At 72.9% G+C, this 16,470-nt stretch carries 14 protein-coding genes; 13 read left to right on the top strand and 1 reads right to left on the bottom strand.

The window, feature by feature from the left end:
- Positions 1–22: 22 nt before the first annotated feature.
- The 12 genes from FB558_RS09850 to FB558_RS09905 all read left to right on the top strand — a co-directional run bounded on the left by FB558_RS09850 (position 23) and on the right by FB558_RS09905 (position 14,366).
- Entirely contained in the window at positions 23–1,603 is a 1,581-nt protein-coding gene (locus FB558_RS09850; RefSeq protein ID WP_142050667.1) for a Na+/H+ antiporter, read from the top strand.
- 58 nt (positions 1,604–1,661) lie between these two features.
- Complete coding sequence (locus FB558_RS09855; protein ID WP_142050670.1) at positions 1,662–2,552, top strand: sulfurtransferase; 891 nt, start codon at positions 1,662–1,664, stop codon at positions 2,550–2,552.
- The gene (locus tag FB558_RS09860; protein WP_142050673.1) at positions 2,549–3,004 is read left to right on the top strand and encodes a SufE family protein; all 456 of its coding nucleotides are present in this window, start codon (positions 2,549–2,551) and stop codon (positions 3,002–3,004) included. Before FB558_RS09855 ends, FB558_RS09860 begins: the two co-directional genes overlap by 4 nt.
- Positions 3,005–3,103: 99 nt before the next feature.
- Entirely contained in the window at positions 3,104–3,961 is an 858-nt protein-coding gene (locus tag FB558_RS09865) for a TIGR04222 domain-containing membrane protein (protein WP_170231260.1), read from the top strand.
- A 282-nt stretch (positions 3,962–4,243) separates the two neighbouring features.
- Positions 4,244–6,016 carry an acetyl/propionyl/methylcrotonyl-CoA carboxylase subunit alpha gene (locus FB558_RS09870; protein ID WP_142050680.1) on the top strand — a complete coding sequence of 591 codons (1,773 nt, stop codon included), beginning with the start codon at positions 4,244–4,246 and terminating at the stop codon, positions 6,014–6,016.
- A 47-nt stretch (positions 6,017–6,063) separates the two neighbouring features.
- The gene (locus tag FB558_RS09875) at positions 6,064–6,564 is read left to right on the top strand and encodes a GNAT family N-acetyltransferase (RefSeq protein ID WP_342787360.1); all 501 of its coding nucleotides are present in this window, start codon (positions 6,064–6,066) and stop codon (positions 6,562–6,564) included.
- A gap of 145 nt (positions 6,565–6,709) precedes the next feature.
- Positions 6,710–8,035, top strand: a complete 1,326-nt coding sequence (locus FB558_RS09880) for an ABC transporter substrate-binding protein (RefSeq protein WP_142050683.1) — start codon at positions 6,710–6,712, stop codon at positions 8,033–8,035.
- A 2-nt stretch (positions 8,036–8,037) separates the two neighbouring features.
- Entirely contained in the window at positions 8,038–8,994 is a 957-nt protein-coding gene (locus FB558_RS09885; RefSeq protein WP_142050686.1) for a carbohydrate ABC transporter permease, read from the top strand.
- A complete protein-coding gene (locus FB558_RS09890) occupies positions 8,987–9,832 on the top strand; it encodes a carbohydrate ABC transporter permease (RefSeq protein ID WP_142050689.1) in 846 nt (281 codons plus the stop codon). The genes FB558_RS09885 and FB558_RS09890 overlap by 8 nt, the downstream gene beginning before the upstream one ends.
- A gap of 12 nt (positions 9,833–9,844) precedes the next feature.
- Positions 9,845–11,221: a hypothetical protein gene (locus FB558_RS09895; protein ID WP_142050692.1), complete on the top strand. Its 1,377-nt coding sequence runs from the start codon at positions 9,845–9,847 to the stop codon at positions 11,219–11,221.
- 7 nt (positions 11,222–11,228) lie between these two features.
- The gene (locus tag FB558_RS09900; RefSeq protein ID WP_211366255.1) at positions 11,229–12,101 is read left to right on the top strand and encodes a MurR/RpiR family transcriptional regulator; all 873 of its coding nucleotides are present in this window, start codon (positions 11,229–11,231) and stop codon (positions 12,099–12,101) included.
- 18 nt (positions 12,102–12,119) lie between these two features.
- Positions 12,120–14,366 (top strand): FAD-dependent oxidoreductase, encoded by a 2,247-nt coding sequence (locus tag FB558_RS09905; protein ID WP_142050698.1) that lies wholly within the window; start codon positions 12,120–12,122, stop codon positions 14,364–14,366.
- A gap of 163 nt (positions 14,367–14,529) precedes the next feature.
- Here FB558_RS09905 and FB558_RS09910 read toward each other — a convergent pair whose 3' ends face one another.
- On the bottom strand, positions 14,530–15,933 hold the full coding sequence (locus FB558_RS09910; RefSeq protein WP_142050701.1) for an NAD(P)H-quinone dehydrogenase: 1,404 nt from the start codon (positions 15,931–15,933) through the stop codon (positions 14,530–14,532).
- A gap of 74 nt (positions 15,934–16,007) precedes the next feature.
- On the opposite strand from FB558_RS09910, the gene FB558_RS09915 reads away from it, so the two are divergent.
- Positions 16,008–16,457 carry a gamma-glutamylcyclotransferase family protein gene (locus FB558_RS09915; protein ID WP_142050704.1) on the top strand — a complete coding sequence of 150 codons (450 nt, stop codon included), beginning with the start codon at positions 16,008–16,010 and terminating at the stop codon, positions 16,455–16,457.
- The last annotated feature ends 13 nt before the right edge of the window (positions 16,458–16,470 follow it).

The following is a 16,470-nucleotide window of genomic DNA, read 5'->3' on the forward strand; positions in this document are numbered from 1 at the left end:
GCCGTCGGGGCACGCTGTGGCCGTGGAGGTCCTGCTGCTCGTCGTCGGGCTGATGCTCGCGGCCGTGGTCCTGGTGGGGGTCGGCGACCGGTTGCGGTTGCCGTGGCCCGCGCTGATGGTGCTGCTCGGGGTGGCGGTCGCCGCCGTTCCCGGCCTGCCGGACGCGTTCGAGCTCGATCCCGAGCTGATCCTCCCGCTGTTCCTGCCGCCCTTGCTGTTCGCGACGGCGCAGCGCACGTCGTGGGCGCTGTTCCGGGCGCGCTGGCGCAGCATCGCGCTGCTGGCCGTCGCGCTGGTCGCCGTGACGATCACGGCGGTGGCCGGCACCGCGCTCGCGCTGGTGCCCGGGATCACCCTCACCGCCGCCGTGGCGCTGGGGGCGATGGTCGCGCCGCCGGACCCGGTGGCGGTCGAGGCCGTCGCGGGGTCGGTCCGCATGCCCCGCCGGCTGCTGTCGGTGCTGCAGAGCGAAGGGCTGTTCAACGACGCCACGGCGCTGGTGGTGTTCCAGACCGCCGTCCTCGCCACGGTGCAGGGCGGCGAGCTGTCCGCGCCCGGGCTGGTCCTGCGGTTCGTGGTGGGCGCGGCCGCGGCCGTGGCGCTCGGGATCGTGTTCGCCCGCGCCGCCCGGTGGGTCGCCGACCGCGTCACCGATGCGACCGGCCGCAGCGCGCTCACCCTCGTGCTGCCGTTCGCGGTCTACCTCGCGGCGGAGGAGCTGCACGCGTCCGGGGTGGTCGCCGTCGTCGTGGTCGCGCTGCAGCTGCGCTCGGCCAGCACCGTCGACGAGGCCGCCGACCGGATCGTGCAGCGCTCGTTCTGGGACGTGGTCGAGCTGCTCGTCACGGGCGTGGCGTTCGGGCTGATCGGGCTGGACCTGCGCCAGGTGGTGACCGCGGCCGGGCCGGACCTGCCCCGGATGCTCGCCCACGCCGCGGTCGTCTGCGCCGTGGTGATCGGGGTGCGCGCGCTCTGGATGACCGGTGCCTGGCTCGTGGTCCGCCGCTCCGCCGACGCCTCCGCCGCGCCGCGCACGGGCCGGGAGGCGGTCGTCATGAGCTGGTGCGGGATGCGCGGGCTCGCGACGCTGGCGCTGGCTCTCGCCCTGCCCACCACCACGCTCGACGGCGCGTTCCCGGCGCGCGCCGAGCTGGTGGTCATCGCCTGCTCGGTGCTCGTGGTGACGCTGATCGGCCCGGGGCTCACCCTCCCCGTCCTGGTCAGGGCCCTGGGCGTGCAGGCCGACGCCGACACCGAGCACGCCGCCGAGTTGGCGATCACGCAGCGGGCCCGCCACGCCGCGCTGACCCGGATGGCGGCCGAGGAACGCAGCTACGACCTACCCGACGAGGCGGTCGCCGCCCTGCACGAGCGCATGGCCCGCCTGGAGGCGGTGCTGCGCGGTGCGCCGGCCACGTCCGACGAGCGGGACCGCTTCGAGGCGGTGCGCCGCGGCCGGCAGCTCGCGGCGAAGGTGCAGGCCGACGCTTTGGCCGCCGCCCGCGAGGAGGTGCTGGCGGCCCGCCGCGAGCCCGGCGTCGACCCGGAGGCGGCCGACCGGGTGCTGCGGCGCCTGGACCTGCGCACGGTGCTCCTCGACTGACCGCGAGCGGCACGAGGCTCCGCTGCATCCGTCGGACGCCACGACTAACCTCGCGACCATGGCCCTGCCGAACGACACCGACCCGAAGCTGACCGAGTACGCGCACCCAGAGCGCCTGGTCACCACCGAGTGGCTCGCCCAGAACCTGGGCGCCGACGGGCTCGTCGTCGTGGAGTCCGACGAGGACGTGCTGCTCTACGACACCGGGCACATCCCGGGCGCGGTCAAGGTCGACTGGCACACCGAGCTGAACGACCCCGTCACCCGCGACTACGTCGACGGCGAGCGGTTCGCCCGGCTCTGCGGCGAGCGCGGCATCACCCGCGACACCACCGTCGTCTTCTACGGCGACCGCAACAACTGGTGGGCCACCTACGCGCTGTGGGTGTTCTCCCTGTTCGGGCACCCCGACGTGCGGATCCTCGACGGCGGGCGCGCGAAGTGGGTGGCCGAGGGACGCGAGCTCACCAGCGAGCAGCCCAAGCCCACGCCCGTCGAGTACCCGGTCGTGGAGCGCGACGACGCCACGATCCGGGCCTTCAAGGAGGACGTGCTCGAGCACCTGGGAAGGCCCCTCGTCGACGTCCGCTCGCCCGGCGAGTACTCCGGCGAGCTGCTGCACATGCCCGACTACCCGCAGGAGGGCGCCGTCCGCGGCGGGCACATCCCGGGCGCCGCGAGCGTGCCGTGGGCGCGGGCGGCCGCCGAGGACGCCACGTTCAAGTCCCGCGCCGAGCTCGAGTCGATCTACCAGCAGGAGCAGGGGCTGTCCCCCGACGACGACGTGGTCGCCTACTGCCGCATCGGCGAGCGCTCCAGCCACACCTGGTTCGTGCTCACCCACCTGCTCGGCTTCGGCCGCGTCCGCAACTACGACGGCAGCTGGACCGAGTGGGGCAACTCGGTGCGCGTGCCGATCGTGCAGGGATCGGAGCGCGGGTCGGCATGAGCGAACCGACAGCGGGCACGCTGCCTCCGCAGCTCGCGGAGCTCGTCGAGGACTTCGCCGACGTCGGGCCGAAGGAGCGGCTGCAGCTGCTGCTCGAGCTCTCGCGGGAGCTGCCCGAGCTCCCCGCCCGGTACGCCGACGCGGCCGACTCGATGGAGCAGGTGCACGAGTGCCAGTCGCCGCTGTTCCTGGCGGTCGAGGTCGAGCCCGGCGCCGACCGGCGCGTCCACCTGTACTTCTCCGCCCCTCCGGAGGCCCCCACCACCCGCGGCTTCGCGTCGATCATGCACACCGGCCTGGACGGCGAGCCCGCCGCCGACGTGCTCGCCGTTCCCGACGACTTCTACACCGCGCTGGGGCTCGGAGAGGCGGTCAGCCCGCTGCGCCTGCGCGGGATGGCCGCCATGCTCGCGCGGATCAAGAAGCAGATCCGGATGGCCACGGCGGCCTGAGGACGCGCAACCTCAAGTCCTGGTGAAGAACGTTCCCCCGACCGGGTGTGGGCCGCAACACTGTGAGCCGTCTCATGAGGACGGCTCAGGGAGGTGTCCGTGGCCCTCGCAGCAGCTACCGCTGACGCCTGGGGCATCAGCGCACCCTCCTTCCTGTCGGCTTACGTCCTGATCGCCGTCGCGATCGGGGTGGGGAGCCGGCGGGCGAGGAGGGCTCTCGCCGATCCGGGGGCCACGGGCCCCGTCTCGGATCTCACGACCCGGCCGCACGACGTCGCGCACCTGGCCGGCGGCAGCGAGCTGGCCGTCTGGTCGGCGCTGTGCGCGCTGCACGTGCGCGGCCGGATCACCGCCACCGACGGCAGCGTGCAGGCGATCGGCCGCATGGACGCGGACGCCGACCCGCTGGAGCGGGCCGTCCACGCCACTGCCACCACGGGTGCGGGGCGCAGGCGGCTGCTGTTCCACCGGTCGGTGCAGACGGTGCTGAGCGCCACCGAGGAGCGGCTGGTGGCGGCCGGGTTCCTGCTGTCGGAGGACCGGCGCCGGCGGATCCGCCGCGTCGGGCTGTGGATGCTCGCCGTCGCGCTCGTCGGGCTCGGTCGGGTGCTCGCCGAGATCTCCCAGGCGCGCCCGGTGGGGCCGCTCCTCGCCGCGCTGGCGGCCGTGACCGTCGTCGCGCTGGCGCAGCTCACCCTGGCACCGCGCCGCAGCCGGTCCGGGGACAGGGCGCTCGCCGCGCTGCGCGTCGAACACCGGGCACTCGCGCCGGAACACGCTCCCGACCTGCGGGCGCACGGCCCGACGGGGGCTGCGCTGGGGATCGGCCTCTTCGGGACCGGTGCGCTCGCGACCGCCGCGCCGGGATTCGCCCGCGCGGTGGATCCGCGCGACGCCCGCAGGCGCCGGACCGGCGCCACTGGTCTCGCCGTCGGCGGAGGGGGCGACGGCGGGTGAGCGGAGGCGGCGGGGGGTGAGCCGCCTCCGCGGCGACCGCTGCCCGACTGGTCGGGGGGACCGGCGGGCGGCGGTCGCGGCGAGCGCGCCGCGAGCGCGGCGCCCCGCCCCGGCAGGCCGCTTCGAGGGGTAGCGGACCTGCGGGGCGGGGCCGGGGCGCAGGGCGCGACCCGGCGTCCGTCACACCCCGGTCGCGAGATCGGGTATCGGTCCTAAACTCCCGGGTAACCACTGCACCGGGGCGCGGGGCTCCCGGAGCACGCCGACTCCAGGAGGCCGACCGTGCCGCGCTTGAGCAAGGTCCTCGTCGCCAACCGCGGGGAGATCGCTGTCCGGGTCGTCCGGGCCTGCCGCGACGCCGGGATCGCGAGTGTCGCCGTGTACGCCGACCCGGACCGGGACGCGCCGTTCGTGCGGCTGGCCGACGAGGCGTTCGCCCTCGGCGGCAGCACGGCGGCCGAGTCCTACCTCGACATCGAGAAGGTCGTGGCCGCGGCGAAGCAGGCGGGCGCCGACGGCATCCACCCCGGTTACGGCTTCTTGAGCGAGAACGCCGACTTCGCCCAGGCCGTGATCGACGCCGACCTGGTCTGGATCGGGCCGACGCCGCAGGCGATCCGCGACCTCGGCGACAAGGTCACCGCGCGCCACATCGCCACCCGCGCGGGCGCCCCGCTCGTTCCCGGTACCCCGGACCCGGTCTCGGGCCCGGATGAGGTCGAGGCGTTCGCCGACGAGCACGGCCTGCCCATCGCCATCAAGGCCGCGTTCGGCGGCGGCGGGCGCGGCATGAAGGTCGCGCGGGAGCGCAAGGAGATCCGCGAGCTCTACGAGTCGGCGGTGCGCGAGGCCACCGCCGCGTTCGGTCGCGGCGAGTGCTTCGTGGAGCGCTACCTCGACAAGCCGCGCCACGTCGAGGCGCAGGTGCTCGCCGACACCCACGGCAACGTCATCGTCGTGGGCACCCGCGACTGCTCCCTGCAGCGCCGGTTCCAGAAGCTCGTCGAGGAGGCGCCCGCGCCGTTCCTGTCCGACGAGCAGCGCGCCACGATCCACGAGTCGGCGAAGGCGATCTGCCGCGAAGCCGGCTACCACGGCGCCGGCACCGTGGAGTTCCTCGTCGGGCAGGACGGGCTGATCTCGTTCCTCGAGGTCAACACCCGGCTGCAGGTGGAGCACCCGGTCTCGGAGGAGACCTCGGGGCTCGACCTGGTGCGCGAGCAGTTCCGCATCGCCGAGGGCGAGGTGCTCAACCTCCTCGAGGACCCCGAGCCGCGGGGCCACTCGATCGAGTTCCGGATCAACGGCGAGGACGCCGGGCGCGGCTTCCTGCCCGCGCCGGGCACCGTCACCGCGATCTCGTTCCCGGCCGGCCCGGGCGTGCGGGTCGACGCCGGCGTCGAGGCCGGCTCCGTGGTCGGCGGGCAGTTCGACTCGCTGCTCGCGAAGCTGATCGTCACCGGTTCCGACCGGGCGCAGGCGCTGGAGCGTTCCCGGCGTGCGCTGGCCGAGTTCCAGGTCGAGGGCATGGCCACGGTGCTGGAGTTCCACCGGCTCGTCGTCGCGGACCCGGCGTTCGCGGCCACCGACGCCGACGGTTTCACCGTCCACACCCGCTGGATCGAGACGGAGTGGGACAACACCGTCGCACCGTTCACCGGTGGCGGGGGCGGCGACACCGAGGAGGCGCCGCGGCAGAGCGTGGTCGTCGAGGTCGGCGGCCGCCGGCTGGAGGTCTCGCTGCCCGGCGACCTCGCCCTCGGCGGGGGCGCGCCGGCCGCAGCGGCGAAGGCGCCCCCTCGCAAGCGCGGTGGCGGCAAGGGCGGCTCGGCGGCGTCGGGCGACGCCGTGACCGCTCCGATGCAGGGCACCATCATCAAGGTGGCCGTGTCCGACGGCGACACCGTCTCCGCGGGCGACCTCGTCGTCGTGCTCGAGGCGATGAAGATGGAGAACCCGGTCACCGCCCACAAGGCAGGCACCGTCACCGGCCTCTCCGCGGAACAGGGCAGCTCGGTGTCGCAGGGCACCGTCCTCTGCGAGATCAAGGACTAGAGCTGGAACCCGTCGAGATCAACGCCGGCCTCTGGTACCTCCGCGCCCTGCGGTGCGACGACAGGGTCGACGACCGGCAGGCGGTGCTGGAGTCGAGCTCCGATCCGGAGATCCTGCGCTGGCGCCACCGCCCACCGGCCGAGCCCGCTGAGGCGGAGGCCTACATCCGCCGCCGCGCCGGCGGGTGGACCCGTGACGAGCGGTGCACGTGGGCGGTGTGCGAGCCCACCACCGGCGAGATGCTCGGCGAGGTCGAGCTGGCCCAGCTCGACCTCTGCCACGGCACCGCCGACGTCACCTGTTGGGCGCTCCCGGCCGCGCGCGGCCGCGGGATGACGAGCACCGCGCTCGCGGCCGTGCTGCGGTTCGCGTTCGGTGGCCTCGACCTGCACCGGGTGACCTACGCCTGGGCGGACGGCAACGTCGCCTCCGGGCGCGTGGCGGAGAAGTGCGGCTTCGTGCTCGAGGGCCGGCAGCGCGCGGCGTGGGTGGTCGACGGGCGGCGGGTGGACGTGCACGTCGCAGGGCGCCTGGCGACCGACGCCTGAGTCGTTCGACCGGAGTTCGGGCGCCTTCACCTGGCGCCCGGGGCTTGTGCATGTCCGACCTGAAAAAGTCTTGCTTGATACCTAGCCATCTGGCGCCTCTAGCAATAATCTCTTGCAGCAGGTCCCGACGGTCGAAGGAGATCGGGTGGTCGGACGAGGACGGGCCGGAAGGCCCACACGCAGGCAGTTCCTCGCAGGGTGCGCGGGGCTCGCCGCCGCCTTCGGCGGGGTGAGCGGCTGCAGCGCCGGGAGCGGCGCGAGGTCGCCCCACACGCTGAACGTCTGGGGCGGCGTGCCGCCCGCGTCCGGGCCGGCCGCGCTGATCGACGCGTTCACCGCGGCACACCCGGGCACCGAGGTGACCTACACCCGCTTCGTCAACGACGACCGGGGGAACCTCAAGCTCGACACGGCCCTGCAGGGCGGCGTGGACATCGACGTCTACTTCACCTACCAGACGAAGTCGCTGGCCCTGCGGGCCGAGTCGGGGATGATGCTCGACGTCACCGACCGGCTCGCCGCCGAGCCCGAGCTCGCCCCGTTCCTCGACCGCGCCAACCCGACGGCCTTCTGGGACGGCGACCGGGTGCGGGCGCTCGCGACCGCGGCGGAGCCCTTCTTCGTGCTGTTCAACGAGGACGCGCGGGAGCGGGCCGGCATCCCGCTCCCGACGCGCTGGACCGTGCCGGAGTTCGCGCGGATCGCCCGCGAGATCCGCACCGACGGCATGTTCGGCACCTACGAGGTGCCCGAGACCGCGCGCATCGCCCTGGGCCCCGACCACTGGTTCACGCCCGAGGGCGGCTCCAACTTCTCCGACCCGCACTTCCTGGAGTGGCTGGAACTCGGCCAGCACATGATCCGGGACGGGGTGGCCTACCCGTGGACGGAGGTGCTGGCCCGGGGCCTGGACGCCTACCAGCAGAACGCGTTCGTCTCCGGCGAGTTCGCCACCTGGGTCAACGCGCCCTACAGCCTGCGCTACCTCTACAACGCCGAGGACTACCCGCACGACTTCCGGGTGGCCGCGGCGCCGCTTCCCACCTCGGTGGACGGCACCGGCTGGAACCAGGGCCAGTACAACAACTTCATCATGATCAACCCGCGCTCGCCGCGGCAGGACCTGGCCTGGGACTTCGTGCGGTTCTGGGTGACCGAGGGCGCGCCGCACATGGCCGTCGGCGGCAAGATCCCCACGCTGGGCAACGTGCCCCAGGACGAGATGCTCGCGAGCCTGCTCGGCCCGGAGCCGGACCGCTGGTTCGACGTGGACTCCTTCCGCCGCGTGCTGTTCGACGACCCGGCGCAGCTCTACGTCGACAGCGAGCTCACGGCCTACGCCGAGATCGCCCTCGCCGTGAAGCAGCAGCAGGACCTGTGCTGGATCGACGAGCGCTCGCCGGACGACGCCGTCGCGTCCATCGACGCGCAGGCGACCGCGGCGATCGGCCGCTTCCGGGAGGTGGCCTGACGATGGCCGTGACCGCTCCGCCCGGCGTCCCCGCCGGGGTCCCCGCCCAGGCCCGCACGAGCCCGCCCCGGGGCTCCGTCGCCCAGCCGCGCGCCTGGGTCGGCTGGCTGTTCATCGCCCCCAACCTCGTCGGCGTCGTGCTCTTCACCCTCGTCCCGCTCCTCTCGGTCGTCGCGCTGTCGTTCACCGAGTGGAACCTGGTGTCCGGCTTCGGCGGCATCGAGTTCGTGGGGCTGGACAACTTCGTCAACGTCTTCCGCGACCCCGGCTTCTGGAACAGCGTGGTGCTCACGCTCGTCTACGCCGGCGTCAGCGTCCCGCTCACCACGATCCTCGGCATGGCGCTGGGGCTGGCGCTCAACCGGGACCTGCCCGGCCGCGGCGCCCTGCGCGCGATCTTCTTCGTGCCCTACATCGTCAGCGTCGTCGCGATCGGCATGACCTGGCTGATGCTGATGAACCCGTCCGCAGGCCTGGTCAACCAGGTGCTCGGCGCGCTCGGCCTGCAGGACGCCCCGGCCTGGTTCGCCTCCTCGTACTGGGCGCTGCCGGCGCTCATCGTGATCGCGGTGTGGGGCGGCGTCGGGTACGCGGCGCTCATCTACCTCTCCGCGCTGCAGGACGCACCCACGCAGCTGTACGAGGCCGCCGACCTCGACGGCGCGGGCGCCTGGACGAAGTTCCGGGTGATCACCTGGCCGTCGCTCGTGCCGACCACGGTGTTCCTGCTGGTCACCCTGTTCATCGGCGCGTCGCAGGGGTTCGGGCTGATCGCCCTGATCACGGCGGGCGGGCCGGGCGACTCCACGAGCACGCTGCCGTACTACATGTACCAGACGGGATTCCAGTTCTACCGGTTCGGCTACGCGTCGGCGATCGGCATGGTGACGTTCGTCGGCGTGCTGGCACTGACGCTCCTGACGTGGCGCGCGCAGCGCGGGAGGGCCCTCCATGACTGACGTGACCCGCTCCTCCCGCGCCCGCAGGCAGCGCTGGCTCTGGGGCGCCCCGCTGTGGATCCTCGCGCTCGCGTTCCTCACCCCGTTCGCGTGGATGCTCTCGACCGCGCTCAAGCGCGACGTCGACGCGTACACGGTGCCCATGCAGTGGATCCCGGACCCGGCGACGTGGGAGGCGTTCGGCACCGTCCTGTTCGGCGAGTCCTCGATCGTTCCCGCGTTCGCCAACTCGGTGTTCGTGGCCGCGCTGCGGGTGCTCGGCGAGGTCGTGACGGCGACGATGGCCGGCTACGCGTTCGCGCGCATCCGGTTCGCCGGCCGCGACACGGTGTTCCTGCTCTACCTGGCCACCGCGATCATCCCGGCCCAGCTGCTGCTCGTCCCGCGGTTCGTCTACTTCCAGACGCTCGGGCTCTACGACACGCTGTGGGCGCTGATCCTGCCCGGCATGTTCACGGTGCTGGGCACGTTCCTGATGCGCCAGTTCTTCGTTGGCCAGCCGGGCGAGTTCGCCGAGGCTGCACGGATCGACGGGGCGTCGGAGTGGCAGATCTTCTGGCGGATCTACCTGCCGATGGCCACCCCGGTGATGAGCGCGCTCGGGATCCTCGCGTTCGTGTGGTCCTGGAACGACTACGAGGCCCCGCTGGTGCTGATCTCCAGCCCGGAGACCTACACGCTGCCGCTGAGCCTCACGAACTTCACCGACGAGCAGGGGGCGCTGTCGCCGAGCCTGTCGATGGCGGCGTCGGTCGTGTCGATCGTCCCCGTGCTGATCGTGTTCCTCGTGCTCCAGAAGCGCTTCGTACAGGCGATGACCCACACCGGAATCAAGTGAGGATCGAAGAAGATGATGCAGGTCTCCGGGGTGTTCCCGGCGCTGGCGCAGGTGGGTGAGTTCGGCCCGCCGCGCAGCGAGCTCGGCGTGGGGGCGCTGATGCCCTGGAACGGCGCGCTCTACGTGCAGAACTACAACTCGCACCGGGCCGCGAGCGGCGCCGGCGTCAGCCTGCGGCGCATCGACGCCGACATGTCGATGGAGGTCGTGCCCGAGACGCTCGGCGTCGACGGCACCTACACGAACCGGTTCGTGCACTTCCCCACGAGCCACCTGGTGATCGGGCCGCACGTGATCGCCGCCGACCACACGATCCGCACCGTCCCCGAGCTCGTCCCGATGCGGGTCTGCGGCACCACCCGGCACCTGACGAAGCCCGACACCCACGTGTACGTGCTCGCCATGGAGGGTGAGGTCTTCGAGCTCGACGTCACCACGCTCGAGTGCCGTCAGGTCTTCGACCTCAATGCCGAGCTGGGCACCGAGGGCGAGTGGAAGGTGCACTACAAGGACTGCTACACGAGCTTCGGCCGGTTCGTCGTCTGCTCCAACGAGTACGGCGAGGACGACTGGGCCGGCAAGCAGGCCCGCGGCCGGCTCGCCGAGTACGACGGCGAGCGCTGGACGGTCCTGGAGCGCAAGCCGTTCACGGCCATCGGCGGACGCCACGAGTTCGGCGGCACGATCTTCGCGACCGGGTGGGACCAGGCCTCGGCGATCCTCGAGGTCTACACCGACTCCGACGGCCGCTGGACCCGCTACCGCCTGCCCAAGGCCTCGCACACGTTCGACCACAAGTGGCAGACCGAGTGGCCGCGCATCCGCGAGGTGGAGCACGAGCGGCTGCTCGTGGACCACCACGGGATGTTCTACGAGCTCTCGCCGTGGGCGTACGGCGGGCGGGTGTGGGGCGTGCGGCCGGTGTCGACGCACCTGTGGGTGCTCGGCGACTTCTGCTCGTGGCGCGGCATGTTCGTGGCCGGCGCCGACAACGCCTCGCCCAGCCACGGCCTCAACCCGACCACGGCCGAGCCGCAGTCCGGGATGTTCTTCGGCAAGACCGACGACCTGTGGGGCTTCGGCAAGCCGGCCGGGTGGGGCGGGCCGTGGTGGGAGGACGACGTCGTTGCGGGCGAGCCGTCGGACCCGTACCTGATGACCGGTTTCGAGCACAAGTGCCTGCACCTGGAGAACCAGGGCCGGACGCCGATGACCGTCACCGTCGAGATCGACTTCCACGGGCACGGCCGCTTCGGCGCCGTTGAGCGGCTCGAGGTGGGACCCGGCGAGACCCGCACGCACGTGTTCCCCACCGGGTTCAGCGCCCACTGGGTCCGGCTGGTCAGCGACGTGGACACTTCCGCGAGTGCCCAGTTCGTCTACACCTGATGAGCCCGTGACGACCGCCGACGAGGCCAGCCCGCTGCAGCAGATCCGTGACGTGCAGGCCTCGCTCAGCGGCGCGACCCGGCGGGTCGCCGACACCATCCTCGGCTCGCCCGCCGAGGCCGGCCGCAGCTCGATCACCGTGCTCGCCGCGCGGGCGGAGGCCTCCCCGGCCACCGTCACGCGGCTGGCCGTGCTGCTCGGCTACTCCGGCTACCCCGCGCTGCGCGCCGCGATCGCCACCGACTACGGCCGCGGCGTGCAGGGCGGGTGGGAGCGCGACATCGGCTCGGTGATCACGCCGGGCGACTCGCCGGAGCAGGTGCTGACCGTGCTCGCGACCGCTCAGTCGCGCGCTCTGCGCAACGCGATGGGGTCGATCGACCTCGCGGCCGCGGCGCAGGTGGCGGACCGGATGGCCGTCGCGTCGCGCATCCACGTCTTCGGCGAGTGGGGCGACGCCGTCCCGGCCCACGAGCTCGTGATCCGGCTGCTGCGCATCGGACGCCCGGTGTGGTTCCACGAGGGCCGGCAGTCCTCCCAGGTGGCCACGAGCCTGCTGCACCGCGGCGACGTCGCGCTCGCCGTCGACCGCTCCGGGAACGACCCGGTGGCGCTGGCGTTCGTCACCGACGCCGCCGCCCGCGGCGCTTTCACGACCGTGATCACCGGCATGCCGGACTCGCCGATCGCGGCCGCCGCCGACGTCGTGCTGTTCACCGGGACCCGGGAGACCAGCACCTGGACCGACTACTTCGCCGGCCGCTCCAGCGACACGCTCGTGGCCAGCCTGCTCTGGGTGCTCGTCGCCCAGCGCACCCCGGAGGCGCTCGCCGAGGCCTTCGTCAGCCTGCACGGACCGGCGCCCGAGCCGGAGCGGTAGCACCAGGAGAGGACACGCATGCGCACCGAGCACGTCGAGTCGGACCTCACGGTGATCGGTGGTGGTCTCGCAGGATGCTGCGCGGCGATCGCCGCCGCCCGCCAGGGGGCGCGGGTCGCCCTCGTGCAGAACCGGCCGGTGCTCGGCGGTAACTCCTCGAGCGAGATCCGCGTCTGGGTGTGCGGCGCCACCGCGCACGGCGCACAGCGCTACGCCCGCGAGACCGGGATCATGGGCGAGCTGTTCGTCGAGAACCAGTTCACCAACCCCGACGGCAACCCCTACTACTGGGACCTGGTGCTGCTGGAGGCCGTGCGCGCGGAGCCGAACCTGCGGCTGTTCCTCAACACCGACGTGCGCGAGGTCGAGGCCGACGGCCCCCCGGAGGCGCGCGTGATCCGGTCGGTGACCGGTTGGATGATGGGCTCGGAGCGGATCCTCGAGTTCACGAGCCCCGCGTTCGTGGACTGCAGCGGCGACGGGCTCGTGGGCCACCTCGCGGGCGCGGAGTACCGCACCGGGCGCGAGGCCCGCGCCGAGTTCGACGAGCCGTGGGCGCCCGAGGTGCCCGACGAGGTCATGCTCGGCAGCACGATCCTGTTCTACTCCACCGACGCCGGGCACCCCGTGCCGTTCGTGCCGCCGTCGTTCGCGAAGGACATCGGCGCGACCTCCATCGTCGACCGGCGGGTGATCCGCGCCGACGCCAAGGGCTGCGCCTTCTGGTGGATCGAGTGGGGCGGCGAGCGCGACGTCGTACACGACAACGAGGAGATCCGCGACGAGCTGCAGGCCGCGGTCTACGGGATCTGGGACCACATCAAGAACTCCGGGGAGTTCGACGCCGACAACCTGACCCTGGAGTGGATCGGGTCGGTGCCGGGCAAGCGGGAGTACCGGCGGTTCGTCGGCGACCACGTCCTCACCCAGCACGACGTGCTCGGGCAGACCGAGTTCCCCGACCGCGTCGCGTTCGGCGGCTGGTCGATCGACCTGCACCCGCCCGGGGGCATGTACGCCACCGAGCCCGGCTCGCGGCACTGGCACCCCGACGGCGTCTACCACATCCCCCTGCGCTGCCTGTACTCCCGCAACGTCACCAACATGTGGATGGCCGGACGCACGATCTCCGCGTCGCACGTCGCGTTCGGCACCACCCGCGTGATGGCGACGTGCGCGGTCGGCGGCGAGGCCGCGGGCACGGCGGCGGCGTTGGCCGTCCGGCACGCGATGACACCGCGGGAGCTGGCCACCGGACACGTGGACCTCGTGCACCGGGCCCTCACCCGCGCCGACGGGCCGCTGCTCGGGGTGCCCGCCGACGACCCCGCCGACCTCGCCCTCACCGCCCGTGCCCGGTCGTCGTCGCAGCTGCGGATGCTCGCGGTCGAGGACTCGGACGGCACCGAGCCGCTCGAGGACGCGCTCGGGCTCGTGCTACCGGTGGACCCTGCGCTCGGCACGCTGGAACTGCTGGTCGACGCCTCGCGCGCCACGCAGCTCGTGGCCGAGGTCCACGCGACGAGCAAGCCGCAGAACTACCTGCCTGCCGAGCTGGTCGAGACCGTCACCACCGACGTCGGTGCCGGGGAGAAGCAGTGGGTGCCCCTGGACGTCGGTTGGCGACCCGACGCGCCGTGCAACGCGTTCGTCGTGCTGCGCGCCGACCCGGCGCTCGCCGTGCACCGCAGCGCCACCGCGGAGCCGGGCACCCTGTTCTTCCGGCACCGCGACCCCGCACCCGACGAGCGTTGGACCGAGCAGTGGCGGGCGTGGAAGCGGATCCTGCAGCGGCAGAGCCTGTGCTTCCGGCTCGCGGAGCCGACGTCCGCGTTCGCCGCCGACCGGGTCGTCGGCGGTCACGCGCGCCCCTACGGCGGGCCGCAGACCTGGGTCTCGGAGCCGCTCGAGCACGACCCTGCTCCGTGGGTGGAGCTGCACTGGGACGAGCCGGTGACCGTGGCCGAGGTGGCCATCGTGCTCGACGACGACGTCGAGGAGGACCTCATCAACCTCCACCACCACCACACCCCGTTCCGGGTGCTACCCACGCTCGTGCGCGACTACGAAGTGCAGCTCGACGACGGCGACGGCCGGCGCACGGCCGTCCGCGTGACCGGCAACCGGCGCCGGCACCGCGTGCACCCGCTCGACCGGCCGACGACCGTGCGCGCCCTGCGCGTCGTGGCGACCGCGACGAACGGCGCCCCACGCGCCCACGTCATCTCGGTACGCGCGTTCGCCCCGCGCGAGTCCCCCCTCTGAACCGGGCGAGTCTCCCGTCCTGACAGCGCGAGTCCCCCGTCCCGACCGGGCGAGTCTCCCGTCCCGGCCGGGCGGGTCTCGCGTCCGAGCAGGCGATCGCCGCGGTGGGATGCGAGGCCCGCGTCCGCCGCGGCGCGTCGGCGCCTCCGCGGTCCGGGCGTCGTCAGTCCAGGTCGCCGTGGCGCATCAGCTGCCGCCCGGCCTCGGTGATCGAGCCCGACAACGAGGGGTAGACGGAGAACGTGTGGGCGAGGTCCGCGACCGTCAGCCCGTTCTGCACGGCGAGGGCGATCGGCAGGATCAGCTCGCTCGCGACCGGCGCCACCACGACGCCGCCGACCACGACACCGGTGGCCGGACGGCAGAACAGCTTCACGAAGCCCCGCCGCAGTCCCTGCATCTTCGCCCGGGGGTTCGTCGAGAGCGGGAGCATGATGGTGCGCGCCGGCACCTCACCGGCGTCGATCGCGCGCTGGCTGATACCGACGGTCGCGATCTCGGGCCGGGTGAACACGGCCGCGGCCACCGTCTTCAGCTTGATCGGCGCGACCCCCTCGCCCAGGGCGTGCCACATCGCGATCCGGCCCTGCATGGCGGCGACGGAGGCGAGCATCAGCACCCCGGTGCAGTCGCCCGCCGCGTAGACACCGGGGACGGAGGTGCGCGAGACGCGGTCGACCGGGATGAACCCACCGCGCCCGGTCTCGACGCCGATCTTCTCGAGCCCGAGGTCGGCCGTGTTGGGCACGGAGCCGACCGTCATGAGCGCGTGGGAGCCGGTGACCGTGCGCCCGTCGGAGAGCGTGACGACCACCCCGTCACCGTCGCGCTTGACGGAGTCGGCGCGGGACTGGGAGAGGATCTCGACGCCACGGTCGGTGAAGACGTCCTGCAGGACGGCGGCGGCGTCGGCGTCCTCGCCGGGCAGGACGCGGTCCCGGCTCGACACGAGGGTCACACGCGCTCCCAGCTCGCAGTACGCGGAGACGAACTCCGCGCCCGTGACACCCGACCCGACCACGACCAGGTGCTCGGGGAGCTCCTCGAGGTCGTAGAGCTGGCGCCACGTGAGGACGCGCTCGCCGTCCGGTTCGGCGTCCGGGAGCACGCGGGGCGTGGCGCCGGTCGCGATCAGCACGACGTCGGCGGGCAGCTCCTCGCGTCCGCCGTCGGGGGTGCGGGCCACGACGAGGTGAGGGGCGCGAGCGGCGGGTTCGTCGGTGAACTCGGCCGTGCCGCGCACGATCCGCACACCTTCGCGCTCCACGCGCGCCCGCACGTCGGCCGACTGCGCGAGGGCGAGGCCCTTCACGCGCGAGTGCACCGTGGGCAGGTCGACGCCGATCGCGTGCGGATCGGCGGTGACACCGAGGTCGGGCGCCTGGTGCATGTCGAAGCGGATGCCCGCGGAGGAGATGAAGGTCTTCGACGGCACGCAGTCGTCGAGGACACAGGCACCACCCATGCCGTCCCGCTCGACGACGGTGACGTCACTGCCGTGCTGGGCCGCCACCAGGGCGGCCTCGTAGCCCGCCGGTCCGCCACCCATGATCACGATCCGCGTCACCGGGCTACGCCCCCTTCGTGTCCGATCTGTTCCCCGAGCACGGTACGCGGGACGCCTCGCTCTACTCTGTTCCGGTGCCGCTCTACGCCGCCTACGGGTCGAACATGGATCCCGCCCAGATGAAGGAGCGCGCTCCGCACTCGCCGATGGCGGGTACCGGGTGGCTGATGGGCTGGCGTCTGACCTTCGGCGGCGAGGACTACGGCTGGGAGGGCGCGCTCTCCACGGTGGTCGAGGAGCCGGGCTCGCAGGTGTTCGTCGTGCTCTACGACGTGTCCGAGCTCGACGCCCCGCAGCTCGACCGCTGGGAGGGCGGGGAGCTCGGCCTGCACAAGAAGCTGCGCCTGCGGGTGCACACCCTCGACGGTGACGTGCTCGCGTGGATCTACGTGCTCGACGCCTACGAGGGCGGCGAACCCAGCGCCCGCTACCTCGGTGTGATCGCGGACGCGGCGGAGCAGGCAGGGGCCCCCGACGACTATGTCGCCGCGCTGCGGAGCCGTCCGAGCCGCAAGTCGCTCTGAACCGGTTCCTCCA

The organism is Pseudonocardia kunmingensis (assembly GCF_006716445.1).
GTDB classification, from domain to species: Bacteria; Actinomycetota; Actinomycetes; order Mycobacteriales; family Pseudonocardiaceae; genus Pseudonocardia; species Pseudonocardia kunmingensis.